At 73.5% G+C, this 26,676-nt stretch carries 25 protein-coding genes and 2 pseudogenes; 12 read left to right on the top strand and 15 right to left on the bottom strand.

What is annotated here, in order from left to right; genetic code table 11:
- Positions 1–20: 20 nt before the first annotated feature.
- Positions 21–428, bottom strand: a complete 408-nt coding sequence (locus ACIPWA_RS17135) for a MerR family transcriptional regulator (protein ID WP_056765287.1) — start codon at positions 426–428, stop codon at positions 21–23.
- A gap of 66 nt (positions 429–494) precedes the next feature.
- Between ACIPWA_RS17135 and ACIPWA_RS17130 the strand changes: the two genes are divergently transcribed.
- The gene (locus ACIPWA_RS17130; protein WP_400291771.1) at positions 495–1,853 is read left to right on the top strand and encodes an MFS transporter; all 1,359 of its coding nucleotides are present in this window, start codon (positions 495–497) and stop codon (positions 1,851–1,853) included.
- 166 nt (positions 1,854–2,019) lie between these two features.
- Here the strand turns inward: ACIPWA_RS17130 and ACIPWA_RS17125 are convergent.
- Both ACIPWA_RS17125 and ACIPWA_RS17120 read right to left on the bottom strand, forming a co-directional pair.
- Positions 2,020–2,799: pseudogene (locus tag ACIPWA_RS17125) on the bottom strand (aldo/keto reductase); the annotation flags it as partial.
- Positions 2,800–2,828: 29 nt separating this feature from the next.
- Positions 2,829–4,109 carry an MFS transporter gene (locus ACIPWA_RS17120; RefSeq protein WP_400291770.1) on the bottom strand — a complete coding sequence of 427 codons (1,281 nt, stop codon included), beginning with the start codon at positions 4,107–4,109 and terminating at the stop codon, positions 2,829–2,831.
- Between the two features lie 160 nt (positions 4,110–4,269).
- On the opposite strand from ACIPWA_RS17120, the gene ACIPWA_RS17115 reads away from it, so the two are divergent.
- The 5 genes from ACIPWA_RS17115 to ACIPWA_RS17095 all read left to right on the top strand — a co-directional run bounded on the left by ACIPWA_RS17115 (position 4,270) and on the right by ACIPWA_RS17095 (position 8,374).
- Complete coding sequence (locus ACIPWA_RS17115; RefSeq protein WP_400291769.1) at positions 4,270–4,764, top strand: MarR family winged helix-turn-helix transcriptional regulator; 495 nt, start codon at positions 4,270–4,272, stop codon at positions 4,762–4,764.
- A 122-nt stretch (positions 4,765–4,886) separates the two neighbouring features.
- On the top strand, positions 4,887–5,963 hold the full coding sequence (locus ACIPWA_RS17110) for an RDD family protein (protein WP_400291768.1): 1,077 nt from the start codon (positions 4,887–4,889) through the stop codon (positions 5,961–5,963).
- A gap of 81 nt (positions 5,964–6,044) precedes the next feature.
- Positions 6,045–6,491, top strand: coding sequence for a VOC family protein (locus ACIPWA_RS17105; protein ID WP_400291767.1), 447 nt, complete (start codon positions 6,045–6,047; stop codon positions 6,489–6,491).
- Positions 6,488–7,459, top strand: coding sequence for an FUSC family protein (locus ACIPWA_RS17100; RefSeq protein WP_068707353.1), 972 nt, complete (start codon positions 6,488–6,490; stop codon positions 7,457–7,459). Before ACIPWA_RS17105 ends, ACIPWA_RS17100 begins: the two co-directional genes overlap by 4 nt.
- A 63-nt stretch (positions 7,460–7,522) precedes the next feature.
- Positions 7,523–8,374, top strand: coding sequence for an aminoglycoside phosphotransferase family protein (locus ACIPWA_RS17095; RefSeq protein ID WP_400291766.1), 852 nt, complete (start codon positions 7,523–7,525; stop codon positions 8,372–8,374).
- Between the two features lie 33 nt (positions 8,375–8,407).
- Here the strand turns inward: ACIPWA_RS17095 and ACIPWA_RS17090 are convergent, their stop codons facing one another.
- Positions 8,408–9,262 carry a UbiA family prenyltransferase gene (locus ACIPWA_RS17090; protein WP_400291765.1) on the bottom strand — a complete coding sequence of 285 codons (855 nt, stop codon included), beginning with the start codon at positions 9,260–9,262 and terminating at the stop codon, positions 8,408–8,410.
- A gap of 64 nt (positions 9,263–9,326) precedes the next feature.
- On the opposite strand from ACIPWA_RS17090, the gene ACIPWA_RS17085 reads away from it, so the two are divergent.
- From ACIPWA_RS17085 to ACIPWA_RS17075, 3 genes and pseudogenes are all read left to right on the top strand, one after another.
- Complete coding sequence (locus ACIPWA_RS17085) at positions 9,327–10,508, top strand: type III polyketide synthase (protein WP_400291764.1); 1,182 nt, start codon at positions 9,327–9,329, stop codon at positions 10,506–10,508.
- Positions 10,508–11,056 carry an isoprenylcysteine carboxyl methyltransferase family protein gene (locus ACIPWA_RS17080; RefSeq protein ID WP_068627718.1) on the top strand — a complete coding sequence of 183 codons (549 nt, stop codon included), beginning with the start codon at positions 10,508–10,510 and terminating at the stop codon, positions 11,054–11,056. The genes ACIPWA_RS17085 and ACIPWA_RS17080 overlap by 1 nt, the downstream gene beginning before the upstream one ends.
- A gap of 90 nt (positions 11,057–11,146) precedes the next feature.
- Positions 11,147–12,412: pseudogene (locus ACIPWA_RS17075) on the top strand (FAD-dependent monooxygenase); the annotation flags it as partial.
- Between the two features lie 9 nt (positions 12,413–12,421).
- Here ACIPWA_RS17075 and ACIPWA_RS17070 read toward each other — a convergent pair.
- From ACIPWA_RS17070 to ACIPWA_RS17040, 7 genes are all read right to left on the bottom strand, one after another.
- Positions 12,422–12,739 carry a cupin domain-containing protein gene (locus ACIPWA_RS17070; RefSeq protein ID WP_400291763.1) on the bottom strand — a complete coding sequence of 106 codons (318 nt, stop codon included), beginning with the start codon at positions 12,737–12,739 and terminating at the stop codon, positions 12,422–12,424.
- A gap of 145 nt (positions 12,740–12,884) precedes the next feature.
- Entirely contained in the window at positions 12,885–13,133 is a 249-nt protein-coding gene (locus ACIPWA_RS17065; RefSeq protein WP_056654260.1) for a helix-turn-helix domain-containing protein, read from the bottom strand.
- Positions 13,134–13,303: 170 nt separating this feature from the next.
- A complete protein-coding gene (locus tag ACIPWA_RS17060) occupies positions 13,304–13,969 on the bottom strand; it encodes a response regulator (RefSeq protein ID WP_068626031.1) in 666 nt (221 codons plus the stop codon).
- Complete coding sequence (locus tag ACIPWA_RS17055) at positions 13,966–15,072, bottom strand: sensor histidine kinase (RefSeq protein ID WP_400291761.1); 1,107 nt, start codon at positions 15,070–15,072, stop codon at positions 13,966–13,968. The genes ACIPWA_RS17060 and ACIPWA_RS17055 overlap by 4 nt, the downstream gene beginning before the upstream one ends.
- Before the next feature lie 172 nt (positions 15,073–15,244).
- Positions 15,245–17,251 carry a hypothetical protein gene (locus tag ACIPWA_RS17050; RefSeq protein WP_400291760.1) on the bottom strand — a complete coding sequence of 669 codons (2,007 nt, stop codon included), beginning with the start codon at positions 17,249–17,251 and terminating at the stop codon, positions 15,245–15,247.
- A 145-nt stretch (positions 17,252–17,396) separates the two neighbouring features.
- Positions 17,397–18,593 (bottom strand): MFS transporter, encoded by a 1,197-nt coding sequence (locus ACIPWA_RS17045; protein ID WP_400291759.1) that lies wholly within the window; start codon positions 18,591–18,593, stop codon positions 17,397–17,399.
- A 64-nt stretch (positions 18,594–18,657) separates the two neighbouring features.
- Entirely contained in the window at positions 18,658–19,311 is a 654-nt protein-coding gene (locus ACIPWA_RS17040; protein ID WP_056765224.1) for a GntR family transcriptional regulator, read from the bottom strand.
- Positions 19,312–19,454: 143 nt separating this feature from the next.
- Here ACIPWA_RS17040 and ACIPWA_RS17035 point away from each other — a divergent pair, with 143 nt between their 5' ends.
- Entirely contained in the window at positions 19,455–19,877 is a 423-nt protein-coding gene (locus ACIPWA_RS17035; protein WP_400291758.1) for a hypothetical protein, read from the top strand.
- A 130-nt stretch (positions 19,878–20,007) separates the two neighbouring features.
- Here ACIPWA_RS17035 and ACIPWA_RS17030 read toward each other — a convergent pair whose 3' ends face one another.
- A complete protein-coding gene (locus ACIPWA_RS17030; protein ID WP_400291757.1) occupies positions 20,008–21,873 on the bottom strand; it encodes a cation:proton antiporter in 1,866 nt (621 codons plus the stop codon).
- A gap of 62 nt (positions 21,874–21,935) precedes the next feature.
- Positions 21,936–22,553, bottom strand: coding sequence for a TetR/AcrR family transcriptional regulator (locus ACIPWA_RS17025; RefSeq protein ID WP_400291756.1), 618 nt, complete (start codon positions 22,551–22,553; stop codon positions 21,936–21,938).
- Between the two features lie 145 nt (positions 22,554–22,698).
- On the opposite strand from ACIPWA_RS17025, the gene ACIPWA_RS17020 reads away from it, so the two are divergent.
- Both ACIPWA_RS17020 and ACIPWA_RS17015 read left to right on the top strand, forming a co-directional pair.
- Positions 22,699–23,085, top strand: coding sequence for a DUF1304 domain-containing protein (locus ACIPWA_RS17020; protein WP_056654240.1), 387 nt, complete (start codon positions 22,699–22,701; stop codon positions 23,083–23,085).
- 131 nt (positions 23,086–23,216) lie between these two features.
- Complete coding sequence (locus tag ACIPWA_RS17015) at positions 23,217–24,221, top strand: NADP-dependent oxidoreductase (RefSeq protein WP_056654238.1); 1,005 nt, start codon at positions 23,217–23,219, stop codon at positions 24,219–24,221.
- A gap of 43 nt (positions 24,222–24,264) precedes the next feature.
- On the opposite strand, the gene ACIPWA_RS17010 is transcribed toward ACIPWA_RS17015, so the two are convergent.
- Both ACIPWA_RS17010 and ACIPWA_RS17005 read right to left on the bottom strand, forming a co-directional pair.
- Positions 24,265–25,482: an LLM class flavin-dependent oxidoreductase gene (locus ACIPWA_RS17010; RefSeq protein ID WP_400291755.1), complete on the bottom strand. Its 1,218-nt coding sequence runs from the start codon at positions 25,480–25,482 to the stop codon at positions 24,265–24,267.
- Positions 25,483–25,602: 120 nt separating this feature from the next.
- Positions 25,603–26,646, bottom strand: a complete 1,044-nt coding sequence (locus tag ACIPWA_RS17005) for a CPBP family intramembrane glutamic endopeptidase (RefSeq protein ID WP_400291753.1) — start codon at positions 26,644–26,646, stop codon at positions 25,603–25,605.
- Positions 26,647–26,676: the final 30 nt, after the last annotated feature.

Below are 26,676 nucleotides of genomic sequence, written 5' to 3'. Positions count from 1 at the left end.
CCCGGATCAGGGGCATCTGCTCACTTCTCGGCGAGAGCGACCGGCTCGCGCACCACGTCGGCCGGCGCCGCGTCGACCCTGATGGCCTCGAGGTAGTCCGCGATCGCGTCACGGTTCCTCGTGAGGGTGTCGATGCGCTCGGTCATCCGCGCCAGCTCGGTCTCGAGCAGCGCGATCTTGTCCGGATAGGCGTTGTGCAGGTGGATCTCGCGCGGCTGGTTGAGGCACGGCAGCAGCTCGGCGATGATCCGCGTCGGGAAACCGACCTCCAGCAGGCCCCGGATCTGGAGCACGCGGTCGACGAGGTGCTCGCCGTACTCGCGGTAGCCGTTCTCCTCGCGCTGCGGGGTCAGGAGCCCCTGCTCCTCGTAGTACCGCAGCAGGCGCGTGGCCGTGCCGGTGCGGCGGGACAGCTCGCCGATGCGCATGTGATGCACCCCTCTCGCGGGTCGGGCTTGACCTTCACACCCATGTCAGACATTCATGCTAACCCCATGACCACGTGCACCACTCCGACCGAGTCGTCGACCGGCGCTCCCCCGCCGTCCACAGCGCCCGCCCCGCCCGCCGCGATCGCCGCGCCTGCGAGTCCCCCGACGTCCACAGCGCCCCCTGTGCCCCGGACGGCCACGCTCCCCGACCAGACCGACGCACCCGCGGACGCTCCGTCGTCGGGCACGAGCTTCCCCCTGCTGCCCCTGCTCGCCCTGGCCGCGACCGGGTTCGTCACGCTCCTCACCGAGGTGCTGCCCGCGGGCGTGCTGCCCGCGCTCAGCGCCGACCTCGGGGTCTCCGCGAGCGCCGCCGGGCAGACCGTCACGGTCTTCGCGATCGGGGCGATCGTCGCCGCGATCCCCCTCAGCCGCGCCACGGCCCGCTGGCCCAGGCGACGCCTGCTGCTCACGACGATCGCGGGGTTCGCGGTCGCGAACACCGTGACGGCCGTGTCGTCGAGCTACGCGCTCACGCTCGGCGCGCGCTTCGCGGCCGGGCTCGTCGCCGGGCTGACCTGGGCCCTGCTCGCCGGGTACGCACGGCGCCTGGCCGCGCCGGAGCAGGCCGGGCGAGCGCTCGCGATCGCGATGGGCGGCGCGCCGCTCGCGCTGGCTCTCGGTGTCCCGGCCGGGACAGCGCTGGGCGCGACCGTCGGGTGGCGCTGGGCGTTCGGCGCCATGACGATCCTCAGCCTCGGGCTGGCGGCGTGGGTGCGCTGGGGCGTGCGGGACTTCCCGGGCGAGCCGCGCGGGACGCAGGTGCCGATCGGGCAGGCGCTGCGGCTGCCCGGCGTCGCGCCGGTCGTGCTCGTGACGGGCCTGACCGTCCTCGCCTACAACGTGTTCTCGACGTACGTCGCGGTGTTCCTCGAGGACGTCGGGCTCGGTGCGCAGACCGGTGTGCTGCTCGCGGTGCTCGGCGCGACGTCGTTCGCGAGCCTCGTCGTGATCGGTGCCCTGATCGACACGCACCTGCGCGTCATGACGGTCCTCGCCGCCTCGCTCCTGGGGCTCGCGGGCCTGACGCTCGCGGTCGCGGCGGGCTCCCCCGTCGCGGTCTACGCCGCGGTCGCCGCGCTGGGCTTCGCGTTCGGCGGCAGCGGGACCCTGTTCCAGACGGCGCTCGCGCGAGCAGCGGGTCCCGCGGCCGACGTCGCACAGTCTGCGTTCGTCACCTCGTGGAACGGGGCCCTCGCGCTCGGCGGGATCGTGGGCGGTGTGGTGCTGGGTGCGGGCGGGTCCGGCGCGCTGCCGTGGGCGACGCTCGCGCTCGCGGTGCCGGTCGTGGGGATCGTGCTGGGGGCGCGGCGGCATGCGTTCCCAGCGGCATCGGGCGGGAACCGGCGCGTCGAGAAGTGAGCAGATGCCCCTGATCCGGGGAGATCGGGAGCATCTGCTCACTTCTCGGCGGCGACGGGTGCGGGTGCGGCAGCCACGGCAGGTGCCGCAGCGCAGGAGCTGCGGCTAAGCCGTTGAACGCGTCGGGGTCCGGTCCGATCCGGCCGTCGGCCCGGTCGAGGCCGTCGATCGCCTCGACCTGCTCGGCCGACAGCTCGAAGCCCAGCACGTCGAGGTTCGCCGCGATGCGCGCGGGGGTCACGGACTTGGGGATCGCGACGGTCCCGGCCTGCAGGTGCCAGCGGAGCACGACCTGCGCGGGCGTCACGCCGTGCGCGTCGGCGATCGCACCGAGGACCGGGTCGCCCAGCACCGTGCCCTGACCCAGCGGGCTCCACGCCTCGGTCACGATCCCGAGCTCGCGGTGGCGCTCGCGCAGGGCGCGCTGGGCGAACGCCGGGTGCAGCTCGACCTGGTTCACGGCCGGCGTCACACCCGTGGCCGCGATGATCGCGTCGAGGTGCGCAGGCTGGAAGTTCGAGACGCCGATCTCCCGGACGAGCCCCGCGTCGCGCAGCGCGACGAGCTCCTCCCACGCCTCGACGTACCGGCCCAGGCCCGGTGCGGGCCAGTGGATCAGGTACAGGTCGAGGCGGTCGAGCCCGAGGCGCTCGAGGCTCTGCTCGAACGCGGGGCGCACGGCATCGCGCGACAGGGCGTCGATCCACAGCTTGCTCGTCACGAAGACCTCGTCACGGGGCAGGCCCGACGCGGCGATGCCCGCGCCGACCCCCGCCTCGTTGCCGTAGACCGCGGCGGTGTCGATGCTGCGGTAGCCCGCGTCCAGGGCGAGCGAGACGGCCCGGGCGGTCTCGCCGTCGGGCACCTGGAAGACGCCGAAGCCGAGCTGCGGGATGCTCGTCCCGCCGCGCAGAGCGACCGCGGGGACGGTGGTGGTGCTGGTCATGGTTTCTCCTGAGGATGGTGGTGGGAGGGTCAGGCTGCAGGGACGGTGACGTGGGGGGCCGGGGCGGGCGCCACCGCGGTCCGCCGCTCCTGGAGCGTCGCGACGCCGAGCGCCACGACCGCGAGCAGCGTGAGCGCGGCTCCCACCCACAGGGGCGAGGTGAAGCCGAGGCCGGCCGCGATGGTCAGGCCGCCGATCCACGCACCCAGCGCGTTGCCCACGTTGAACGCCGCGATGTTGGCGCCCGAGGCCATGGTCGGGGCGGCCTGCGCGTGGCCCATGATGCGCATCTGGAGGCCGGGCACGGTCGCGAACCCGAACGCCCCCATGAGGACCAGCGAGACCACCGTCATGACCTGGCTCGTCGCGGTGAGCGCGAAGACCGCGAGGATCACGGTCAGCGCGCCGAGGATCGCGAGCAGGCTCGTGGTCAGGAAGCGGTCCGCGGCCTTGCCGCCCAGGTAGTTGCCGACGAACAGCCCCACGCCGAACAGCACGAGCAGCCACGGCACGCTCGTGGTCGCGAACCCGCCGACCTCGGTGACCGTGAACGCGATGTAGGTGAACGCGCCGAACATGCCGCCGAACCCGAGCACGGTGACCAGGATGGACCACCAGACCTGCGGGTTGCGGAAGGCCGCGAGCTCGGTCCGCAGGGACGGGGTGCCCGACGGCGCAGCCCCTGCCGGGAGGGCGAGGTCGCCCGCAGCGGGGGTCGTCGAGGCGGCGCGAGCCGGTGCGACGCCGTGCGCGCCGGACGCCCGGCGCGTGGACGGCACGAGCAGCAGGATCCCGACGAGCGCGACCACGCCGATGGCCGTGATGGCCCAGAACGTCGAGCGCCAGCCGTACTGCTGGCCCAGGAACGTGCCGAACGGCACGCCCAGGACGTTGGCGGCCGTGAGGCCCGCGAACATCATCGCGATGGCCCCGGCCCGCTTGGAGGGCGCGACCATGTCGGCCGCGACGACCGCGCCGATGCCGAAGAACGCACCGTGGCACAGCGCCGCGAGGATGCGTCCGGCGAGCAGCAGCTCGTAGGTGGGGGCGAGGGCCGAGACCAGGTTCCCGGCGATGAACAGGATCATGAGGCTGCCGAGGACCGTCTTGCGGTCGAGGCGGATCACGGCGGCGGTGAGGCCGATCGCGCCGACGGCCACCGCGAGCGCGTAGCCCGAGATGAGGTAGCCGGCGACGGCCTCGGTCACGCCGAACTCGGTGGCGATCTCCGGCAGGAGACCCATGATGACGAACTCGGTGAGCCCGATCCCGAAGCCCCCGACAGCGAGGGCGAGAAGACCCAGCGGCATGCGCTGCTCCTTGTCTGATTCAGGGCACCCGCGCTTGAGCGTGTGTGCAACAACCGGCGCTTGCAGTAGTTGCAGGCGCCTCCTAAATAGTTGCACGCGCCGGTAGTTCACACAAGCGGTATAGTTGAGAGCGACGTCACGACAGGCACAGGAGGCACGCATGGGCATCGGGGACGACGCGGTCGAGATCCGCTCGCAGGGCTGGCGCACGCTCGCCGCGCTGCACGGCATCCTCGACACCGCGCTCGAACGAGCGCTCCAGGCCGAACACGGCCTCTCGGTCGTCGAGTACACCGTGCTCGACGCGCTCTCGCGCCAGGACGGCTGGCACATGCGGATGCAGCAGCTCGCACGCGCCGCGGCCCTGAGCAGCAGCGCCACGACCCGCCTGGTCAACCGTCTCGAGGACCGCGGCCTGCTCACGCGCATCCTGTGCCAGGACGACCGCCGCGGCATCTACACCGAGCTGACCCCTCAGGGCGAGCAGCTCCTGCGCCAGGCCCGGCCCACGCACGACGCGGCCCTCGAGGACGCGCTCAACGAGGCCTGCCAGGTCGAGGAGCTCGCGCCCCTCGTCGCGGCCCTGCACGAGCTGCCGGCCGAGCCGTCGGTCGAGGCGTCGGCGCGCACAGCCCCCGTGGGCGCGACGGCCTGACCCTGGGGGCGCGCCCGGTGGCCCGACCCCCTGGGGCACGTGGGACGCGCCCGGTGGCCTGACCCCTGGGCTGCGCGACGGGCTGCCTGACAATTCGCAGCCGATCTGGGACCCTCGTCCCCATGGGGGACATCGCGACGACGCCGGCAGCGCACCACGAGGTGGACGAGCTCTCGACGCTCGGCCCCGCGGACATCCCGCCGTTCGGCGAGTACGCACGGTGGTCGCGGCGGGTCGTGGCGTTCCTGCTCGACAACGCGATCCTGGCCGGGCTCATGTTCGTCGCCGTCGGCCCCGGCCTCGCGCCGAGCATGCTCCCCGGTCTCGACAACGACGGGAGCCTGGGCCTGGCGGTCGGCGACCTCCGCTGGTCCGAGAGCGCGTGGATGCTCGGCGCGGTGATCGCGATGACGGTGCTCCAGGCCTACACCGGCGCGACGCCCGGCAAGCGGGCGGTGGGGATCGTCGTCGTCAACCGGGACTCGGGACGACCGGTCGGACTGGTGACGACGGTCCTGCGCTGGCTCGCGCACTTCCTCGACGCGATCCTCTGCATCGGCTACCTTCGTCCGCTCTGGGACAAGGAGCGCCGCACGTTCGCCGACAGCCTCCTGTCGACGGTCGTCGTGCTGTCCCGCTCCCCCGAGCCGCACCCGTGGATAGCGCCCCTCGTTCGACCCGGGCGACCTGGCGCACAGGTCGTGACCGCGGGCGCAGCCGTCCTGTGCACCGCAGGAGCGTTGTTCGCGGTGGGGCCCACCTCGTCCACGAGCGGAGACTTCGTGTCGTCGGCCATGTGCACCACGTGGGACCCGGCGACACGCCCCGGCGTGCCGCAGCTCAGCGAGGCGATCTTCACCTGGACCGGCGCGGGCACCATCTCTCGCTGGGGAGTGACCCACGCCATGCCGTCCACGGACGAAGGGTCGGAGATCACCATCGCCTGGGACGGCAGGCTCCCCGTCGACGCCGACGTGTCGCTCGAGGCCGTCCTCACGAGCCCGGACGGCAGCCGGCTCGAGTACTCGACGCCGCTCGACACCGACGGCACCGGCTTCGGTGCGGATCCGACGAGTCCCGGGACGATCGAGATCCCCGCGAACGACCTCCGGGGCATCGCCCCAGGGTGGAGCTGGAGCGCGCAGATGCGCGTCGACGGCGTCGCGATCCCGGGCTGTGGCGGGCGCGCGCCCTTCTGACCCCCGCGCATCCACCGGCCGCCCCTGCCCTGTCACCGTTTCGCCGAGCCGAACCCACCGGCCCGACCTAGGGTGTGGGCCATGAGCCCCCTCGCCCTGTTCGAGGTCTCCCTCGACTGCCCTGTCCCCCGCGACCTCGCGGAGTTCTACCGCCGCCTGCTCGGCTGGGAGTACGTGCCGGGCCACGAGACGTCGGACCCGGACGGCGACGAGTGGCTCGCGATCGTGCCGCCCGTTCCTGGCCCGCGGCTGGCCTTCCAGCGGTCGGACGCCGCGGTCGCCCCGTGGCGGACGGGTGCGCGGGTCCACTTCGACGTCGCGGTCCCGGACCTGGACGCGGGCCACGAGCTCGCGGTCGCGGCCGGGGCCCGGCCGCTGACCGGGACCCCCGCCGAGGAGGGCCACGCCGACGACCCGTTCCGGGTCTACGCGGACCCCGTGGGGCACCCGTTCTGCCTGACGCTGGTCGCCGCGCCCGCACCCGCAGCGCCGGCGGCGGCACCGGCAAGCGAGGAGGCCGCGCGATGAGCCCCAAGAAGATCGGCCTCGTCCTGCTGCTCGTGGCCCCCATGGTCGCGCTCATGCTCTCCCCGTGGAAGCACGACGGCACGCTCGTCTACCTCGGCATGCTGCCCGCGGGGGTGGGCCTGCTCGTGGGCCGGGGCCCCGCACTCGTCGCCGGGCCGCTCACGGCGGTCTGCATGGCGATCGGCGTCTCGCTGAGCGACTGGCCCCTCGCGGGGGCCCTCTTCATGGCCGCCCTCGGGGCGTGCGTGGGTCTCTCCGCGGTCAAGGGCTGGCACGGGATCGGCGGGTTCGTGGGCCCGCAGACGGCGTTCGCCCTCATCGGCGGCCCGCTCGTGGCCCTGCCCTCGGGCACGGTCGGCGCCTCGACGTCGTTCGGTGCCCTCGCGGCCATGGCCGGCTGGGTGGCGTTCGGCGGGCTGTGGACCGCGCTGATCGGCGGGGTCCTCACGCGCGGCATGCACCTACCGGGTCCAAAGGCCGTCCCCCGGCGCGCGGCGACGTACTTCGCGGTCGCGCTCGCGATCCTCACGGGCGTGGCGACCTACGTCGCGATGGGCTGGATCGACTCCCCGAACTCGTGGTGGCTGCTGCTCACCCTGTTCGTGATCGTCCAGCCGTACTTCGCGGCCACGCTCTCGCGCACGGCCGCGCGGGTCGGCGGCACGCTCGCGGGCGCGGTGCTCGCGGGCCTGGTGGCCCACTTCCTCAGCGGCTCTCCGGGCATCCTGTCGGCCGTGGCGCTCGTGCTCACGGGAGCGGCCGCGTGGGCCTACCTCAAGCGCCCGTACTGGGTCTTCACGCTCTTCCTCACGCCCGCGGTGATCCTGCAGACCTCGGGCGGCGAGGACGTGCTCCTCTCGGCCGACCTCGAGCGCGCCCTCTTCACGGCCGCGGCCGCCGTGGTCGCCGTCGCCGTCCTCGCGGTGGGGCACGGGATCCTCTCGTCCCGGTCACGCACCACGACCTGACGGTTCCCCTCGCGGGTGCTTGCGGGCGCTCGGCCTGCACGGCGATGTGCGAGGGTGGCCGGTATGAACGGTTCCACCAGGTACACCGCGGTCGACGACGAGCCGGAGGTCCCGCTCCTGGGCGGCGACGTCTCGGACGGCCTGGTACGCCGCGGTGGAACCGTCCGGCGGCCTCGGGGCGAGCACAGCCCGGCGGTCGAGGCCTATCTGCTCCACCTCGAACGGGCCGGCTTCGCACGAGCCCCGCGCTTCCTCGGGATCGACGACGCGGGTCGCGAGGTCGTCACGTTCGTCCCTGGCGAGTGGGGCGGCAGGCCGCCGTCGCCCTGGGCGCTCGACGAGGACGTGCTCGTCCAGCTCGGCGAGTGGCAGCGGGCCCTGCACGACGTCTCGCTCGACGTCGTGCTGCCCGACGGTGTCACCTGGCCCGAGCGCGTGCGGTTCGCCGAGGTTCCTGACGTCTTCGACGAGCCGGACGTCGTCGGGCACAACGACGTGACCCGCGAGAACACGATCTTCCGTACGGCGCCGGACGGTCGCCGGGGCCTCGCTGCGGTGGTCGACTTCGACATGGCCGGACCGACGACCCGGCTTCTCGACGTCGCGACGACCGTCCTGCACTGGGCCCCGATCGGTCCGCCCTCGGCGCGCGCCGAGGGCATGGCGTCGCTCGCCGCCCCCCGCCGGGCCCGGATCCTCGCCGAGGCCTACGGGTTCGACCGAGCCGACCGCCTCGCGATGCTCGACACCCTCGCGCGACGGTTCGCGCGGAGCTGGTACGCCATGCGACACGCTGCGGCGACGCGCGGCGGCGGCTGGCAGCGGATGTGGGAGGAGGGAGCGGGCGACAGGGTCCGGGAGAAGCAGGCGTGGTTCGCGGCGGAGCGGGAGGACTTCACGCGCGAGCTGGGCTAGGGGTCGGCCCGTCGGCCGGCCCGACGGCGCCGCTCACCCCGCCAGCGCGACGTCCGGTCCCGCGAGGACCAGCAGGGCCGCGCACACGGCCGCGACGGCCATGCTCAGCGCGAACGGCAACCGGCTCGTGGTCCGTCGCACGGCGACCACGCCTGCGGACACCGCGAGCACGACCGAGACCGCTCCGCCCACCCACGCGACCGTGGTCGGCGGTCCGGGCGGCCCGAGCACCACGACCCCGACCGCCGCGACGAGGACGGCGGGCGCGAGCACGCTGGCCCCCGTCCGACCGAGCCGGTGCGGCAGCCCCCGGATGCCGGTCGCCCGGTCGTCCTCGAGGTCCGGCAGGGTGTTCGCGACGTGCGCGCCGACGCCCAGCAGAGCGGTCGCGGTCATGGCCCAGGGGGCCGCGACCCGGTCGCCGGGCGCGGCGAGCACCACGAACAGCGGCAGGAGACCGAACGAGACCGCATAGGGGGCCCAGGACCACACGGTCGACTTGAGCCACGCGTTGTAGGACCACGCGCTCGCGACGGCCACGAGGTGCACGAGCCCCGCGACGAGCCCGGTCGCGAGCGACAGCACCACGCAGGCCGCTGCCGCGAGGAGCGCGGCCGCGTGCACCTGCCGGACCGAGACCAGCCCCGCGACGACGGGCTTGTCGGCGCGCTCGACCGCCCGGTCGCGTCGCGCGTCGAGCCAGTCGTTGGACCAGCCGACCGAGAGCTGACCGGACAGGACCGCGGCCGTGACGAGCGCCGTCGTGCCTGCGCCGGACCCGACGCCCACGGCGAAGAAGCCCGCGAGCACCGTGACCAGGACCGTGGGCCCCGCATGGCTCGCGAGCGCGAGTCCCCGCAGCGTCGTCGTCGCTGCTCGCGTCCTCACGAAGTCTCCACCCGCCCGACGCTAGCAACGCGCGGGCTGCGCGTCCCCGTGACACGATGCGGGAATGTCGCGGTTGCTCGCGGTCGGACCGGCCCTGCCGGGTACCGCGCACTCTCAGAGCGAGATCACGGACACGATCGGGCCCCTGCTGACCCGCTCGCCCGCGACGCGCGCCGTGCTCGCCCGGCTCCACGCCGCGAGCGGCGTCCGGACGCGCCACACGGCCCTGGCCCTCGACGAGTACGCGGGGCTCACGTCGTTCGGCGCGGCCAACGACCACTTCATCCGCGTCGGCACGGACCTCGCCGAGGAGGCGTGCCGGACCGCTCTCGACGCCGCGGGCATCGACCCCGGCGAGGTCGACTTCCTGCTCTTCACCTCTGTCACCGGGATCGCAGCGCCCTCGATCGACGCACAGCTCGTGACGCGGCTGGGGCTGCGGACCGACGTCAAGCGGCTGCCGTCGTTCGGGCTCGGCTGCGTCGCGGGCGCCGCAGGGATCGCGCGCGTGCACGACTACCTCGCCGGGCACCCGCAGGACGTGGCACTGCTCGTGTCGGTCGAGCTGTGCTCGCTCACGCTCCAGCACGGTGACGACTCCATGGCGAACCTCGTGTCGACGGGGCTGTTCGGCGACGGCGCGGCGGCCGTGGTCATGGTCGGGGACGCGCACCCGGCCGGCCGGCCGCCCACGCTGCCCGACGGCGCCACGCGAGATCCGGGGGCACGTGGCACCCGGGCGGAGCGTGCCTCGGCGGCACGAACCCCGCCCCGGGGCGTCGAGGTCGTCGACACCCGCAGCCGCCTCTACCCCGAGACCGCCGACCACCTGGGCTGGACGATCCGCGACAGCGGGTTCGGGATCGTGCTGTCCGCGGGCCTGCCCGAGGTCATCGCGGCCCACCTCGCGGGCGACGTGAAGTCGCTGCTCGTCGAGCACGACCTGACGACCGAGGACGTCGGGACCTGGGTCGTGCACGCGGGCGGGCCGCGCATCCTCGACGTCGTGCGCGACTCGCTGGGGCTCGACGAGGCAGACCTGAGGCACAGCCGGGAATCGCTCGCCGCCGTCGGGAACCTGTCCTCCTCCTCGGTGCTGCACGTGCTCGCCGCGACGCTCGACGCCCAGCGCGACGACGCGCCCGGCGACGGCGCCGGGCAGCACGGCGTCCTCATGGCGTTCGGCCCCGGGGTCTCTGCCGAGCTCGTGCTCCTGCGCCGCACCGCGTCACCGCTGGAGGGTTGATGCTCGCCTTCTTCTACGTCGTGCTCGGGGCGACCGCGCTCGAACGCCTCGCCGAGCTCGTCGTCTCGGCGCGCAACGCGAGGTGGTCGTTCGCGCGCGGGGGCGTCGAGACGGGCCGTGGCCACTTCCCCGCGATGGTCGCCCTGCACACGGGCCTGCTCGTCGCGTGCGTGGTCGAGGTCAACGTCGCGGACCGGCCGTTCATCCCGTGGGTCGGGTGGCCCGCGTTCGTGCTCGTGCTCGCGAGCCAGGCGCTGCGCTGGTGGTGCATCGCGTCGCTCGGGCCGCGCTGGAACACGCGCGTGATCGTGGTCCCCGGGCTGCCGTGGGTCGACAAGGGCCCGTACCGCTGGATCGCCCGGCACCCCGGGCAGCGCTGGTTCCGGCACCCCAACTACCTCGCGGTCGTCGTCGAGGGCCTCGCGCTCCCGCTCGTCCACTCGTGCTGGACCACCGCGCTCGTGTTCACGGTGCTCAACGCCGTGCTGCTGCTGCGGTTCCGGCTCCCCGCCGAGGAGCGCGCGCTCGACGCGCTGCCGCACGCGTGAGCCGGGCGAGCTCGTGAGACGGGCACAGGCGCAACCCGTGACGACCGGCGCGGGCGTACCCATGACGACCGGCGCAGGCGCACCCCTGACGACCGGCGCAGGCGCACCATGACCGACACCGACGTCCTGATCGTGGGCGGCGGCCCGATCGGCCTCGCCGCCGCGATCGAGGCACGGCTCGCGGGCTACGACGTCGTCGTGGTCGAGCCGCGCGACGGACCCGTCGACAAGGCGTGCGGCGAGGGCCTCATGCCCGGTGCGCTGCGCGCCCTGCAGGCCCTCGACGTCGACCCCGACGGCCACGTCCTGCGCGGCATCAGCTACCGCGACGCGCACCGCCACGCCGACCACCTCTTCACCGAGGGCCAGGGCAGGGGCGTGCGCCGCACCACGCTGCACGCCGCGCTCGCCGAGCGCGCGGCCGCCCTGGGCGCGACGACCGTCCGCGGCCGCGTCGAGCAGATCGACGAACGCTCCGAGGCCGTGACCGCGGCCGGGATCAGCGCGCGCTGGCTCCTGGGGTGCGACGGGCTCCACTCGACCGTGCGGCGCCTCGCAGGGCTCGAGGTGGGCGCCGACGCCCACGCGCACGAGTCCCTCCTGGCGCACGCGCGCCACGACCCCGACGCCCCGGGGCGATCCCCCGGCGGGCCGAGCGCTCGTGCTGCGGGGCAGGGAGGGCCGGGGGCCGGGAGTCCCGGGTCGGGCGGGCCGGCCACCCCGCGTGCCGCTGCTCTACCCACTCCGCGTGCCGCAGCCATACCCACCGAGCTCGGCGGCACCGCCCCACCCGTCCGCCCCGGTCCCGACCCGCGGCGCCGCTTCGGCCTGCGCCGCCACTTCCGCGTGCCCGCGTGGACGGACCTGGTCGAGGTCCACTGGGGGGACCGCGTCGAGGCGTACGTGACGCCCGTGGCGCCGGACGTCGTCGGGATCGCGATGCTCGGCCCCACCGGGACGCACTTCGACGAGGCCCTCGCGGGATTCGCCGAGCTGAGCGAGCGCCTGCGGGACGCCGAGCCCCTGGGCCCGGTCCGCGGGGCGGGCCCGCTCAGGCAACGGTCCCGACGGCGCAGCACCGGCCGGGTGCGCCTCGTCGGGGACGCCTCGGGGTACGTCGACGCCCTGACGGGCGAAGGACTGCGGGTCGGGCTCGCGCAGGCGAGCGCCGTCGTCGGGCACCTGGACGATCCCGACGCGTACGAACGCGACTGGACCCGCGTGACGCGTGACTACCGCGTGCTGACCTCGGGGCTCGTGGCCTGGGCGGCCTCGCCCGCGCGGCGCGCGATCGTGCCGCTCGCGGCGCACGCGCCCTGGCTCTACGGGAGGGTCGTGGAACGGCTCGCGCGGTGACCTCTGGACCTACTCCTTGAGCTCGAAGAAGATCGCGTGGGTCGCCGTCGAGCCGGTGTTCTCACCCACGTGCACCTGGCCCGGCAGCCAGCGCGTCTCACCAGGTTCGAGCGAGACCTCCATGACGCGGTCCCCCGCCGAGATGCGGCGCTCGAACCCGCTCAGGGTGTACATGACGCTGTCGGGGTGGTGGTGCGGGTGCGTCCGGGTCCCCGGTTCGTCGCGGTACTCCAGCACCCGGACCCGCTCGTTCTCGAAGATCGTCCGGTAGTGGTCCGGGTCGGTGACGGTCGGGTCGTCCGGTGCAGCGTTCTGGTCCTGTCCCATGCTCGCCTCGGAAGGTCGAGGCCCACCGCCGTCGGCAGGCGTTCCTTCGAGCATCCCACCGCTGACCGGCGTCGCACCCTGACCGGCACGGCGGCCCCGTGACGGCGGTCCGTCGTGCCGCGTCCCGCGCAGGACACGGGAGCCGTCAGCGGTCCGAGACGCCGTTCGCCCGCGCCCACGCGACCGCCTCGGAGCGCGTCGAGACGCCGAGCTTGCGATAGATGCTGCGCAGCTGTGACTTGACCGTGTTGCGCGTGACGAACAACCGCGCGGCGACCTGTTCGAGGGTCACGTCTTCCGACAGGTTCGCCAGGACGACGAGCTCGCGCCGGGACAGCACGACCTCGTCCTCGACCTGTGGTGGCTCCGGTGCCACTCGTTCGGTGATGGACATGGTTCCTCCGCTCCGCCGGCCGTCCGCGGGTCCACGTCACGGTCGGTCCAGTGCTGTCTCTCTATGGGAAGAGACACCCCGGACCGGGGATCATGACGCGACTTCCCGTCATCTCGTCCGGGCAGTCTCCTCGACCGGGGCGGCCGTCCGGCCCGGAGCCCGGGTGAGGCTCAGGTGGTGGCCGGGTCGTCGGGCAGGCCCGCGTCGTGACCGAGGATCGCCGCCTGCGTCCGGTTCGACACCCCCAGCTTGACCATGGCGTGCGTCAGGTGGGTCTTGACCGTCGGCTCGGCCATGAACAGGGCACGAGCGATCTCCGCGTTGGACAACCCTGTCGCGACCATCCCGACGACGTCCCGCTCCCGTTCGCTCAGCGTGCCCACCTTGGCCCGCGCCGCCGCCTGCCGGGTGCTCATGGCCGGACCGAGCGAATCCAGGAGGTGCCGCGTCACGGCCGGGGAGAGCATGGCCTCACCGGCCGCGGCCGCACGGATCCCCTGATGGACCTCGCTCACCGTGCTGTCCTTGAGCAGGTAGCCCGCCGCCCCGGCACGCAGCGCCGGGACGACGTACTCGTCGTACTGGAAGTTCGTCAGGATGACGACCTCGACCTCGGGCATCGACCGTCGGATCTCCCTGGTCGCCTCGATGCCGTTCATGACGGGCATCTGCATGTCCATGAGCACGACGTCGGGACGGTGCGCGAGCACGACCTCGACACCCTGGCGACCGTTCTCGGCCGTCCCGACGACGTCGAGGTCGTCGGCCGCGCCGACCAGGCTCACGATGCCCTCGCGGAACAGGCGCTCGTCGTCGACGACCACGACGCGGATCATGAGGCCTCCTGGGGGATCAGTGCTTCGACACGAAACCCGCCGTCGGGGGTCGGGCCGATCGTGGAGGTCCCTCCGACGAGGGCGACCCGCTCGCGGATCCCCTGCAGCCCGTGCCCGCCGCTGGGCAGGTCGACCTCTGGGATCGCCGACCTGCCGTTCACGACCGCGACCCGCAGCATGGCCCCCTCCTGGTGGATGCCCACGGTCGTGTCGGCCCCCGGCGCGTGCCTGACGGCGTTGGTCAGGGCCTCGCCCACGATGCGCACGGCTGTCCGCTCCGCCAGGTCCGGGGGCTCTCCGGGCACGACGTCGGCGTCCACCTCGACCGGTTGCCCCACGGCCCGCGCCTCCTCGACCAGGACGGCGACGTCCCGGAACGACGGCTGCTCGATCGCCGCCGGGCCCCCGTCCCGTCCGAGCAGGTGCAGCATGCTCCGCATCTCCTCGAGCGCCTCGCGCGCCGTGTCACGGATCCGGTCCACGTCCTCGCGGACCTGCGGATCGCTGACCCGGGTCTCCAGCAGGTTGCTCTGCAGCACGACGTAGCTGATCCGGTGGGCGACGACGTCGTGCATCTCCCGGGCGAGCCGCTCGCGCTCGGTGGTCCGCACCTGGGCCGCGAGCTGCTCTGCCGCTGCGACGCCGCGGTCCCTGAGCGCGGCCGTCGCGACCCGTTCGGCACGGCGGCTCCGACCGGCCAGCCACGGCCCCACCAGCAGGAGGACGAGGACAGCGGCCACGGCAAGGTCCGACCGGCCGAACGCCAGGGGGGCGGCCGGGAGGACCAGGACCGCCGCCGCGACCACCCAGGCCCTCCCCCGTCGGGGCGTGAGCCGCTCTCCCGCGTCGAAGGCCGCGAGGATCGTGGCGGGGACCGGTGAGACCCACGACAGGAGAGCGGCGCCCACGACTGCGGGTCCCGTGAGCGCGGGCCACAGGAGCAGGGACGCCCCGACGAGCTGGGCGAGGAGCTCGACCCACAGCGGTGCGCCCTGGGCACCGACGACCGCGCGCGAGACCGCGAGGGAGACCCCCGCGAGCGCGGCGAAGGCGGCGACCGCGGCGTCTCGCCGCGAGATCGACCCGAGGGCGGGCATCCGCATGCTGCCAGGCTAGCCAGGAACACCGTTCGAGGGCGGTCGAAGGCGTACCGCCCCCCGACAGCGTGTCCGTCATCCCGCGCCCGGGGCACGCGCCCGGGAACGACCGCAGGGCGCCCCTCCCGTGTCGCGGGGGGCGCCCTGCGGTCTCGTCACACCGTCAGGCCGTGAGCGTTCACCGGTCCGTGCTGGTCGCCGTCCGACGACGGCTGGCGAGCACGAGGCCTGTGCCGGTCAGGACGATGAAGGCTCCTGCGGCGGCCAGCATCCCGGCGTCCGCACCGGTCGAGGCGAGGCTCGCGGCGTCGGTCTGCCGGATCGCGGCGGCCACCGGGACGGCGTCCGTCAGGCCCAGGTTCGTCGGGTCGGTCGAGGAGACCGTCACGACCGTGCCGTCCGTGCCGACCGTGATCGGGTCGACGGGGTCCGGGTCGACGGGGTCCGGGACGGCGGGCGTGCCGGGGTCCGTCGGGTCCGTCGGGTCGACGGGCGCCTCGGGCTCGTCGGCCAGGCTGATGCCGACCCAGTCCCACGCGGTCGAGGGGCGGTCGAGCTCGCCGAGGCCGATCAGCCAGTGCGGGAACGTCGCGGGCGCCCACTGGCCGTTCTCGTCGATGGTCCCGTGGTTGTTGTGGTCGTTGCCCGTGTAGAAGTGCGGGCTGCCCTGCTCGGTGCCCTGCGCCGAGCCCCAGAGCTGGAACTGCGGGAGCGTCGCGACGTCGAGTCCGGCAGGGACGCGGACGAACACGCGCTGCCCCGGCGTCACGGACGAGACCGGGTTGCCGTTGGCGTCGACCAGGGTCACGCCGGCGGGCACTGCCGAGCCGTCGGCGGTGCGCAGCTCGACGTGGACGTCACCCGTCCCACCGACGAGCGAGGCCGTGAAGCCGTAGTCGGTCGAGCCGTCGGTGTTCCGGACGTAGCCGTGCGAGACGAACCCCGGCTGCGGCATGACGACGTTCGCGGTGAGCCCCTGCTCGATGAGCCAGGCCGCGGTCTGCAGCGTGGCCATGCGGTCGCTCTGGCTGTTCTGGTCCCAGTTGCGCGTCCAGTCCTGCTGGAAGGTCTCGTCGGCGTCCGCAGGGATCTCCTGAGCGGTGAACTGGTCGAGAGCCTTCTGGCTCAGCGTCACGTGACCGGCGTCGTCGACGTCGAAGAACAGGCCCATGACGTCGTGACCGGTCGAGAAGTACCAGACCGCGAACTGGGTCGCCTCGTACGCGGTGTAGTCGGCACGGCGCGCGTTCTCGGACGCGACGTACTCCTCGGCCTGGGCCTGCGTCCACCACCCGTTGTCGATGTACGACTGGTACTGCTCGATCGTGACGCCGTCCTGCACGACACCGGCCCGGTCGAAGAGTGCCTGCGCGTCGATCCCGCGGGCCGTCTCGTCGGCCCCGCCCTTGTACCCGTTGACGAGCACGGTCTGCTGGGCCGACGTGTTCTCCCAGTGGATGCCCTCGGCGTCCGGGGTCACGGTCTCGTCGCCCGACCACACGTGGTACCAGTAGTTGGCGATGTCGCGGTCGTAGACCATGTGGACCGTGCCGTCGTCGTCCTTGAGCGTGTGGTGCAGGATGTGCAGCTGCGGGGTGCCGCTCCAGCCCTGCCAGTCACGTCCCGAGGTCTTGTCCCCGAGCTCCATGAAGTACCAGTAGTCGCACCCGAACCCGTCCTCGCCGCCGTCCTCCCAGTGCGGGTGGTAGTCGGCGTCGGGGTAGACCGGCGTCGACTGCAGCGCACCGAAGGCGGACGCCGCGGCCAGAGGGGTGCCGACGGCCGTCTCCGTCGTCTCGTCCGTCGCCTGCTCGACGACGTCGGCCTCGGTCACGGTCTCGTCCCCGGGGTCTGCGGCAGGCGTCTCGGCGACGGGCTCGTCCTCCTCGACAGGGTCCTCGGGAGCGAGGTCCTCGGCGGCCGGGGCCTCGGAGACCGTGGGGGCCTCGGGAGCCGGGGCGATCACCGGGTCGACCGGCGTCGTGCTCTGCGTGGCGGGAACCGCGTCTCCCGCACCAGGCGCTGCCTGCTCGACGGCCGCCTCCGTCGAGGCCCTGGGGTCGGTCGTGGTGGGGGCGCCGGCCTCCGGGGCGTCGGTCGCCTCCGCGGCGAACGCCGCAGCTCCACCACCCAGCACGAGTGCGGCGGAGACAGCAGTGGTGGTGACGGTGCGAAGAACCTTCATGATCGTCGAGCTCCTACGTGGTGGGTGTGTGCGCTTGCCGCGCCCTGACCCCTCTACGTTCTCGCCCGACAGGGGGTCGTCGACTCACCCCTTCGGATCGACCGTCCTCGTCCGAACGTCTCGACCTCGACCCCGGCACGACGCCTCAGGCCGTGCGGCGCAGCCCCCGCGCGACCGCCACCAGACAGCCCGCGCACAGCACCGCGACCACGGCGAGGAGCACGGTGTACCCCGCGAGCGCCGTCGCGCCGGCCAGGACCACGGGGAGCAGGAAGCCCACGTAGGACAGGCTGTAGTAGACGCCCGTGAGCCCCGCGAGGTCCGTCGGGGTCGCGATGGCCTGGACCTCGATCAGCCCTGCGACCACGCAGATCCCGTACGCGGCCCCCAGCGTCACCGCGGCGACCCCGCCGAGCACGGGTGACAGGACAGCCCCGTTGGCCGCGGCGAGGACCATGCCGACCAGCATCAGGACCATGCCCACGACGATCGCGCGCCCGCCCGTGCGGACGTTGATCCCCTTGACGAACGGCTGGACGGCGGCGCCCGTGCCCAGCGTCAGGACGGTCAGGAGCGTCGCGTAGGCGAGCGACAGGTCGCCCGTCTGCTCGGTCACGAGCTGCGGCATGACCGCGTAGGCGATCCCGGCCGCCCCGAAGATCCACGGCGCGGCGGGCACGACGACCCGCACGAACCGGCGGTGGTGCGCGACGGGGACCCGCAGGTCGGCGAGGAGCGACGTCGTCGACCGATGGCCCCCGATGGTCTCGGTCGCGGTCGCGAGCAGAGCGAGCGCGAGCAGGCTCAGGACCACGTGACCGACGTAGGGCGTGATCGTGGGCCACGGCCCCCACTGGGCCAGCGCCCCCGAGACACCGGCGCCGACCCCGAACCCCAGGGTGAGCGAGAGCGACGGACGTCGCGCCCCCGCGGTCGCGTCGGCGACCAGGTCGAACGGCGCGCTCGACAGCTCCTTGACCCAGCTCGTCCCGACCGACATCGCGACCCCCACGCTCAGGCCCGCGAGGAGGCGTCCCAGGCAGATGACGAGCTCGCTGCCGAAGCCCAGCGCCAGCAGGACGCTGGCGCCGATCCCGCCCAGGACCCCGACGACGGCGAGCGGCTTGCGCCCGTACCTGTCGGACAGCGGCCCGGCCACGAGGAGGCCGGGCACGAGCCCCACCACGTACATGCCGAGGAACAGGTCGACCGTGACCACGGAGTAGTTCCCGAGGTCCTGGTACATGTGCAGGAGGGGCGTGAAGTGGTTGCCACCCCAGGCCATGACGACGAGGGCCGGTGCGACACGCAGCCAGCCGGGGAGCACGCGAAGGCGGTTCATGATCTTTCTCGGAGGACGACGAAACGGGTGGAGCAGGCGAGGAGGTGGTGGGTCCGGCGGGACGTCAGCCGTAGTTGCCGCGCTGGACGTGCGCGCGCAGCGCGGCCTCGTAGGCGTCCGCGTCCCCGGCGCGGGCGAGCGTCGCGAGCTCGCGGTGGTCGGCCAGGAGGCGCGTGGGCGAGGTCGCGTCGCGACGGACCGCGCGGTGCGTGAGGAGCTCGAGGCGCGGTCCGAGCTGCGTGAAGAGGTCCTCGATCACGTCGTTGTCCCCGGCCCGGATGACCCGGGAGTGGAACGCGAAGTCCGCCTGCGAGAACGCGAGCAGGTCGCCCTCGTGCTCGGCGACCACCTGCTGGGCGACGAGGTCGTCGAGGTCGCGAGCGACGCCGTCGGGCAGCGGCTGCCCACCCAGGGCGCGGATCGCGGACGACTCGAGCATGATCCTGACCGCCAGGAGGTCCGCGACCTCCTTGTCCGGGACCGACGCGACCACCGCGCCGCGCTTGGGGAACAGCGTCAGCAGGCGGCACGTCTGGAGCTGGAGGAACGCCTCGCGGACCGGGGTGCGGCTGATGCCGAGCTCGTCGGCCACCTCACCCTCGGTGAGGAGCGCCCCGGGCGCGATCTCCCCGGTGATGATCGAGGCGGACACCGCGGCGAACGCACGCTCGACCGCGCTGGGGGCCAGGTCCTCGGGCTTCTTGCGGGGCGACATCATTCGACGATAACACCTTAGATGCAAGGGAGCATCTAAGGTTCCCGTGCAACGGTGTGGTCACAGGTCCGCGCGCCCCGTCGCCCACCCCTGGCCCCGGCGCATAGCCTCGTCCGACCAGCCGACCCGACCGGATGGAGCCTTCCGTGCAGAAGACCGGCAACGACCCCGACGAGTACCTCGCGACCGTCCCCGAACGATTCCGCGCCGACGCCCTCCGGCTCGACGCCGCGATCTCGGAGGTGATGGCGGGCCGGTCCCGGGTCCTGTGGGAAGGGGTCTTCTGGGGCGGGACCGACCAGAAGATCATCGGGTACGGCGACCTGCTCCAGGCCCGCCCCCGCGGCGGGAGCGTCGAGTGGTTCACGGTCGGCCTCGCCGTCCAGCAGAACTACCTCAGCGTGTACATCAACGCCACCGAGGACGGGCAGAACGTCGCCCAGAAGTACGCCGACACCCTGGGGCGCGCCAAGATCGGCAGCTCGAGCGTGGGGTTCAAGGCGCTCGCGGACATCGACCTCGAGGCGCTGCTGCACCTCGTGCGGATCGCGCGGGACCAGACGACGTAGCGCGGAACAGCCGGGCACCAGCCGGGCACCAGCCGGGCCGAGAAGTGAGCAGATGCCCCTGGATCGCCGGATCCAGGGGCATCTGCTCACTTCTCGGCAGGGGCGGTAGTGCTCCGCATCCCGCGCAGCGCTACCGCTCCGCGGCCGGCGCGTGCATCTCGACGCTGATCTGGCTCGCGTCGAGCACCTTGAGCGTCTCGTCCATGGCCCCCGAGCTGTAGGTGCCGTGGTCGCGCACGTGCAGCAGCTCCTCGCGCTGCGCGGCCAGCACCGCGAGCCGCAGCTCGCGGTACTGCCGGTGCTGCTCGTCGGCCTCGGTGGCCTCACGGTCCACGAGGTCGTCGTGCGCGATCTCCTGGCGCACGCGCTCGATCGTCTCGGGTGCGTAGGGCGTCCCGTCGGGGCGCACGAGGCCGGGGGCGTCGATCACCTCGGAGGCCACGCGCGACAGCTCGCCCAGGAGCGCGAGCCGCTCGTCGCTCTCGGTCGAGGTGTCGACCGTCAGGTCGAGCCTGCGCACGACCCACGGGAGCGTGCCGCCCTGGACGAGCAGCGTCCCGGCCGCGACGAAGAACGCGATGAGGATGAGCAGCGCCCGGTGCGGGGTGTCGGCGGGGAGCGACTGCGCCGCGGCCAGCGTGACCACACCGCGCATGCCCGCCCACACGAGCAGCACGCCCTCGCGGCGCCCGAGCGGCTCCTGCGCCAGGTAGTCGATGTCCGCGATGCGCCGCGTGAGGAACGTCTGGACGCGGGCCATGCGGGACTGGAACCGTGGGTCGTCGGCCGCGAGCGGCTCGGCCCCCGGACCGCCATGGGCCCCGGCCAGGCCGCCAGGCCCACCCAGGCCCGGGACTCCCGCGCCGCCCGGCCCACCGGGGCCGCGGCGCGCTCGACGCTTCCGCCGCCCTGTGCCGTGCTCACGGTCCTCGATCGTCGGCAGCTCTCCGCGCTCTAGCTTCTCGGTGACCGCCGAGAGCTTCTCGCGGACCTCGGGGTTGCGCCGGTTGGAGCGCTTCATGAGCCACAGCAGCACCGCGACGAACACCGACCGCAGCGCGATGACCACGACCGCGGCCATGAGCGCGAGCCCCGCAGCCGTCCACAGGCTGCCGTGCTCCTCGCGGACCTCCTCGACGAGCCCGAACACCTCGAGGCCCATGAGCAGGAAGACCCCGCTCTCGAGCAGGAGCTCGACGGTCCGCCAGTTGGCCTTCTCGGCGATCCGGTCCTGGGGGCTCAGGTGCTTGGGCGCGCCGAGCCCCGTGACGATGCCGGCCGTCACGACCGCGACCAGCCCCGACGCACCCAGGTGCTCCGAGGGCAGGAACGCGATGAACGGCACGACGAACGAGATGGCCGTGTTGGACGTCGCCTCCCGCACGCGCGAGCGCAGCCACAGGTTGGCCTTGCCGACGACGAACCCGATCGCCACGGCGACCGCGACCGCGTAGACGAAGTCGCCCGCGACCTGCCCGACCGAGACCGTCGCAGCCGTGGCCGCGATGGCCGAGCGCAGCAGCACCAGGGCCGACGCGTCGTTGAGCAGGCTCTCGCCCTCGAGCACCGTCACGACGCGCGGCGAGACCCCGGCCTTCTTGACGATCGAGGTCGCGACCGCGTCGGTGGGGCTGATGATCGCGCCGAGCGCGATGCCCGTCGCGAGCCCGATCCCCGGGATGAGCAGGTGGAACAGGAAGCCCAGGACCACGGCGCTGATGACCACGAGGACCACGGACAGCCCGCTGATCGCCTTGAGATCTCGTCGGAAGTCCATCGCGGGCATGCTGACCGACGCCGAGTACAGCAGCGGGGGCAGCACGCCGGCCAGGATCCACTCGGGGTCGACCTCGACGGCCGAGACCGCGGGCAGGAACGACACCGCGACGCCCAGCAGCACGAGGATCAGCGGGGCGGCGACCCCCAGGCGCGGCGCGAGGGCGGTCACGCCGACCACCGCCAGGACGCCGGCGATCAGGTAGGGGGCGAACTCCATGGGCATCTCGTCTCGCTCGGGGAACTACTTCCTATCAGACGAAGCATCGGCCGGAGCGGGCGCTACGCGTCGCGCGAGACCCACTCGGCGGCCTGGTCGCGCGCGGTGCGCAGCATCGCGGTCGCCTCGTCCTGGTTGACGCGGGCGAGCGCGAGGGCGCCCAGCAGCAGCGAGAGCAGCATGCGTGCGCGCTGCTCGACGACCGGGTCCGCGAGCGCCGGGGTCGCGGCGCGCAGCGCGCCGGAGAGGGCGTCGCTCAGCTCGGCCCGGTAGGCGTCGACCACAGCGCGCAGCGTCTCGTCGTGCCCGGCGGGTCCGGTCGCGCAGTCGACCAGGAGGCAGCCGCGTCGCGGGGAGTCCGCGGGAAGCTGCCCGACGGCGGAGGCCAGGCCGTCGAAGTACGTCACCACGGCGGCGCCCGCCTCGCGCGGGGTGGTGCTCGCCCGGGCCGCGGCGACGAGGATGCGCAGGCGGGGGCGGATCACGGTGTCGAGGTAGTCCTCGACGGCCGCGTCGAAGAGCCCGCGCTTGGAGCCGAACGCGTGGTAGAGGCTCGACCGGTTCAGCCCGGTGGCGCGCTCGAGGTCGGGGAGAGATGCTCCCTCCAGGCCCTGGTCCCAGAACACGTCCCGGGCCGCCTGGACCACCGTGGTGGTGTCGAACGACTGCGACCTGCCCACGTGAACCACCTCACTTTCCGCGCCTCATATTGCACCGACCGGTACACAACTGTACCGTCGATTAATAGACCGAGCAGTTCACAATACCTTTCCGCCGGCAGCGGCAGGCACGAGAGCCCGCCCCTCACCCCCAAGGACACCTCCCATGACCGCGACCGCACTGGTCTTCGCCGGGCTCGCCGCAGTGATCCACGTCTACATCTTCGTGCTCGAGTCCGTGTCCTGGACGTCCCCCCGGACCCGGGCCACGTTCGGGACCACCGAGCAGGAGGCGCAGGCCACCCGCGAGCTCGCGTTCAACCAGGGCTTCTACAACCTGTTCCTCGCGGTCATCACGGCGATCGGGATCGTCGTGATCGCGACCGGGAGCACGGGCGTGGGCGCGGCCCTCGTGCTGAGCGCGACGGGCTCGATGGTCCTCGCGGGGCTCGTGCTGATCGTCTCGTCGCCCGCCAAGGCGCGCGCCGCGCTCGTCCAGCTCGTCCCGCCCGCGATCGCGGTCGTGCTCCTCGTGATCGCCCTGGTGTCCTGACCGCGGGCAGTCCCGCACCCACCGACCACCCCACCTGCCCGGACCACCGCACGCCGCACCGGCCCACCCGGCCGGAGCGGCGCCGTCGGGCATGCCGTACAGAACAACGACCGAAGGACCGAGAGACCCTCATGACCTCCTCCACGCAGATCCAGCTCGTCGCCCGCCCCACCGGCTGGCCCACGCACGACGACTTCCGCACCGTCCAGGTCGAGCTCCCCGAGCTCGCCCCCGGCCAGGTACGCGTCCGGAACGAGTTCGTGTCCGTCGACCCGTACATGCGCGGGCGCATGAACGACGTGAAGTCGTACACCCCGCCCTACGCGCTGGGCGAGACCATGACGGGCGGCGCCGTCGGGCGCGTCGAGGCCTCGACGGCCGAGGGCTTCGCGGTCGGCGACGTCGTGCTGCACCAGCTCGGATGGCGCGACGTGTCCCAGGCCGACGCCGCCGCGTTCCGCGTCGTCCCCGAGATCCCGGGCGTCCCGCTGTCCGCCTACCTGGGCATCCTCGGCATGACGGGGCTCACGGCCTACGTCGGGCTGCTCGAGATCGCGGGCCTGCGCGAGGGCGACACCGTGTTCGTCTCCGGTGCGGCTGGAGCCGTGGGCACCGCCGCGGGCCAGATCGCGCGCCTCAAGGGCGCGGGGCGCGTCGTCGGATCGGCCGGGACCCCCGAGAAGGTCGCGCTCCTGACCGAGCGCTACGGCTACGACGCGGCGTTCAGCTACAAGGACGGGCCGGTCGCCGACCAGCTCGCCGTGGCCGCGCCCGACGGCATCGACCTGTACTTCGACAACGTCGGCGGCGAGCACCTCGAGGCCGCGCTGGGCGCGTTCAACGACTTCGGCCGCGCGGCCCTGTGCGGCGCGATCTCGCAGTACAACGAGACCGAGCCCGCGGTGGGCCCGCGGAACATGGGCAACATGGTGACGCGCAGCCTCATGCTCAAGGGCTTCACGATCGGCAACCACCTCGAGCACTTCCCCGCGTTCTCGCGCGACATGGGCGCCTGGCTCCAGGCGGGCGAGGTCGTGTTCGACGAGACCGTGGTCGACGGGATCGAGAGCTCGGTCGACGCGTTCCTCGATCTCATGCGGGGCGCGAACACGGGCAAGATGGTCGTGCGCGTCTGAGGTTCTCCGGCCGGCCTCGTGCCGGCCCGGCCCGGGGCCGCGCCTAGAACGCCACCGAGTGCGTCCTGAGCGCGGCCTCGTCGCGTGCGGGCCGGGCACCCGCCGGACCGTCGCTCCCCTGGTCCCCCTGCCCGACGGCGCCACGCGCCCCGACAGGTCGCGTCACCCCGCGCTGGTCGAGGATCGGGCGCACGCCCTCGGCGAACCAGTGCGCCTCCTCGAGGTGCGGGTAGCCCGAGAGCACGAACTCGTCGAAGCCCGCCTCGTGGTACTCCTGCACGAGGTCGGCGACCTCCTCGTGGCTGCCCACGAGGGACGTCCCGGCCCCGCCGCGCACGAGCCCCACCCCCGCCCACAGGCCCGGGTGCACCTCGAGCGACCGCGAGCGGCCGTCGAAGCGGTCGCCGTGGAGCGCGGCCATGCGCCGCTGGCCCGTCGAGGACGACGAGCGGAACTGGGCCTGCGCGGCCGCGACCTGCTCGGGCGACCACGCGTCGAGGAACTTCTCGGTGACTCCCCACGCCTCGGCCGACGAGTCGCGGCTGATGGTGTGCAGCCGGATGCCGAACCGCAGGGTCCGGCCCCGCTCGGCAGCGAGCTCGCGCACCCGGTCGATCTTGGCCTTGGCCTGGGCGGGCGGCTCGCCCCACGTGAGGTAGACGTCGGCATGCTCGGCCGCGACGGGCAGCGCGGCCTCCGAGGAGCCGCCGAAGTAGATGGGCGGCGCAGGGTCCGGCGGCACCGGGACGCGACCGTCGCGGATCCGGTAGTGCTGCCCGTCGAGGTCGAGCGGCTCGCCCGAGAACAGCCCACGCACGACGGCCAGGAACTCGGCCGTGCGCGCGTAGCGCTCGTCGTGCTCGAGCCAGTCGCCGAACCTGCGCTGCTCGCTCTCGTCCCCGCCCGTCACGACGTTGAGGCGCACGCGCCCGCCCGAGAACCGCTGGAGCGTCGCGGCCATCTGCGCGGCGAGCGTCGGCGACACCAGGCCCGGGCGGAACGCGACGAGGAAGTGCAGCCGCTGCGTCTCGCGCAGCAGCGCCGCGGTCGTCAGCCATGCGTCCTCGCACCAGGTCCCGGTCGGGGTCAGGACGGCCTCGTAGCCCAGGCGGTCGGCCGTGCGCGCGACGTCGGTGAGGTAGTCGAGCGTCGGGGCCCGGAAGGCCTGGGCCGTGCCGGGGGTCGTCGCGGCGTGCGAGGACCCGACGACGGTGCGCCCGTCCCCCGACGTCGGCAGGAACCAGTGGATCGCCGCGGTCATGTCTCCTCCGTCCGGCGCGAACCCTCCTGTGGCCGGTCCTCGTGGGCCCGGCGGGCCGTTCGGTCGAGGAGGTCGCGGGTCGCGCGCGTCGGCGGACCGTAGGCCGCGACGAGGGGCCGGTCAAGCCGTTCGCGGAAGCTCTCGCGGGCTGGGACGGGGTGTGCGCTCACCCAGGAATGCGAAGGCCACGATCGCGAGGCCGACGTAGAGCGGCACGAGCAGCAGGACGTCAGGGCTCGCCAGGTCGACCTCGACCCCCGTCCCGCGCGCCGACAGCACGACCCGGTTGACCGTGAGGAAGGCCAGGTGGGCGCCGACGCACGTCCACACGCTCGCGGTCCGGCTCGCGTCGCGCGCGTAGGCGAGCATGAGCCCGAACACCACGAGCAGCAGGGCGTACGAGACCGGGTCCTCCCCCGGAGGGACGACGCCCCACGGGAACGGCTCGACGCCAAGCAGGCGCGTGAGCCCTGCGCCCACGACGACCGACGTCGAGGCCGCCGCCAGGAACAGGGCCGTCGTGACCACGATCGCGACCCAGCGCGGATACCGGGACCGGAGCGTCGTGAGCACGTAGCCGCGGAGCGAGATCTCCTCCGGCACGGCCTCGTAGAGCATCGCGATGAGCGCGTTGGTCACGAGGAAGAGCAGCAGGTCTCCGGCCGCGATCGCACGCCAGGTCACCCACCCCGCTGCGGTCGCTCCGCCCAGGACGACCAGGGCCGCAGCCAGGACGACGCCGAACCCCAGCACCGCCGTCCGGACCGCGGCGAGCGGGCCGACCAACCCGATGCCGCGCAGCGGACGGCCGTCGACCTGGCGCCGGAGGAACAGGATCGTCGGGACGACCAGCGACGTCACGAGCAGCGCGGGGACGAGTCGGGCGAGGAACCCGTCGAGTCCCCAGAGCTCTGCCGCCGCGATGCCGAGCGCGACCGAGGCACCGAGCCCGACCCCCATGACGGCGGCGCCGAGCACCGCGCGGGCGAGCGCGTGCGGGAGCGGCGGTTCGGTGGAGACGGGCGAGTCCCGACGGGCGGGCGTGGGCGGTTCTCGTCGGCCCGGCGCAGGAGGCGTGGCGCGTGCGGCCACCGGGGGCGCGGCCTCGGCCGGTCGAGGGGTCCTCGTGCTGGGCGTGGTGGGATCCGCGTCGTCGGGGGCCATCGGTCCATCCTGCCGTCGGACCGGTGCGCC

The organism is Oerskovia enterophila (assembly GCF_044748475.1).
In the GTDB taxonomy this organism is placed as follows: Bacteria; Actinomycetota; Actinomycetes; order Actinomycetales; family Cellulomonadaceae; genus Oerskovia; species Oerskovia enterophila.
Note: the sequence above shows the minus strand (reverse complement) of the source record. Positions and strands in the feature narration are given on the sequence as shown.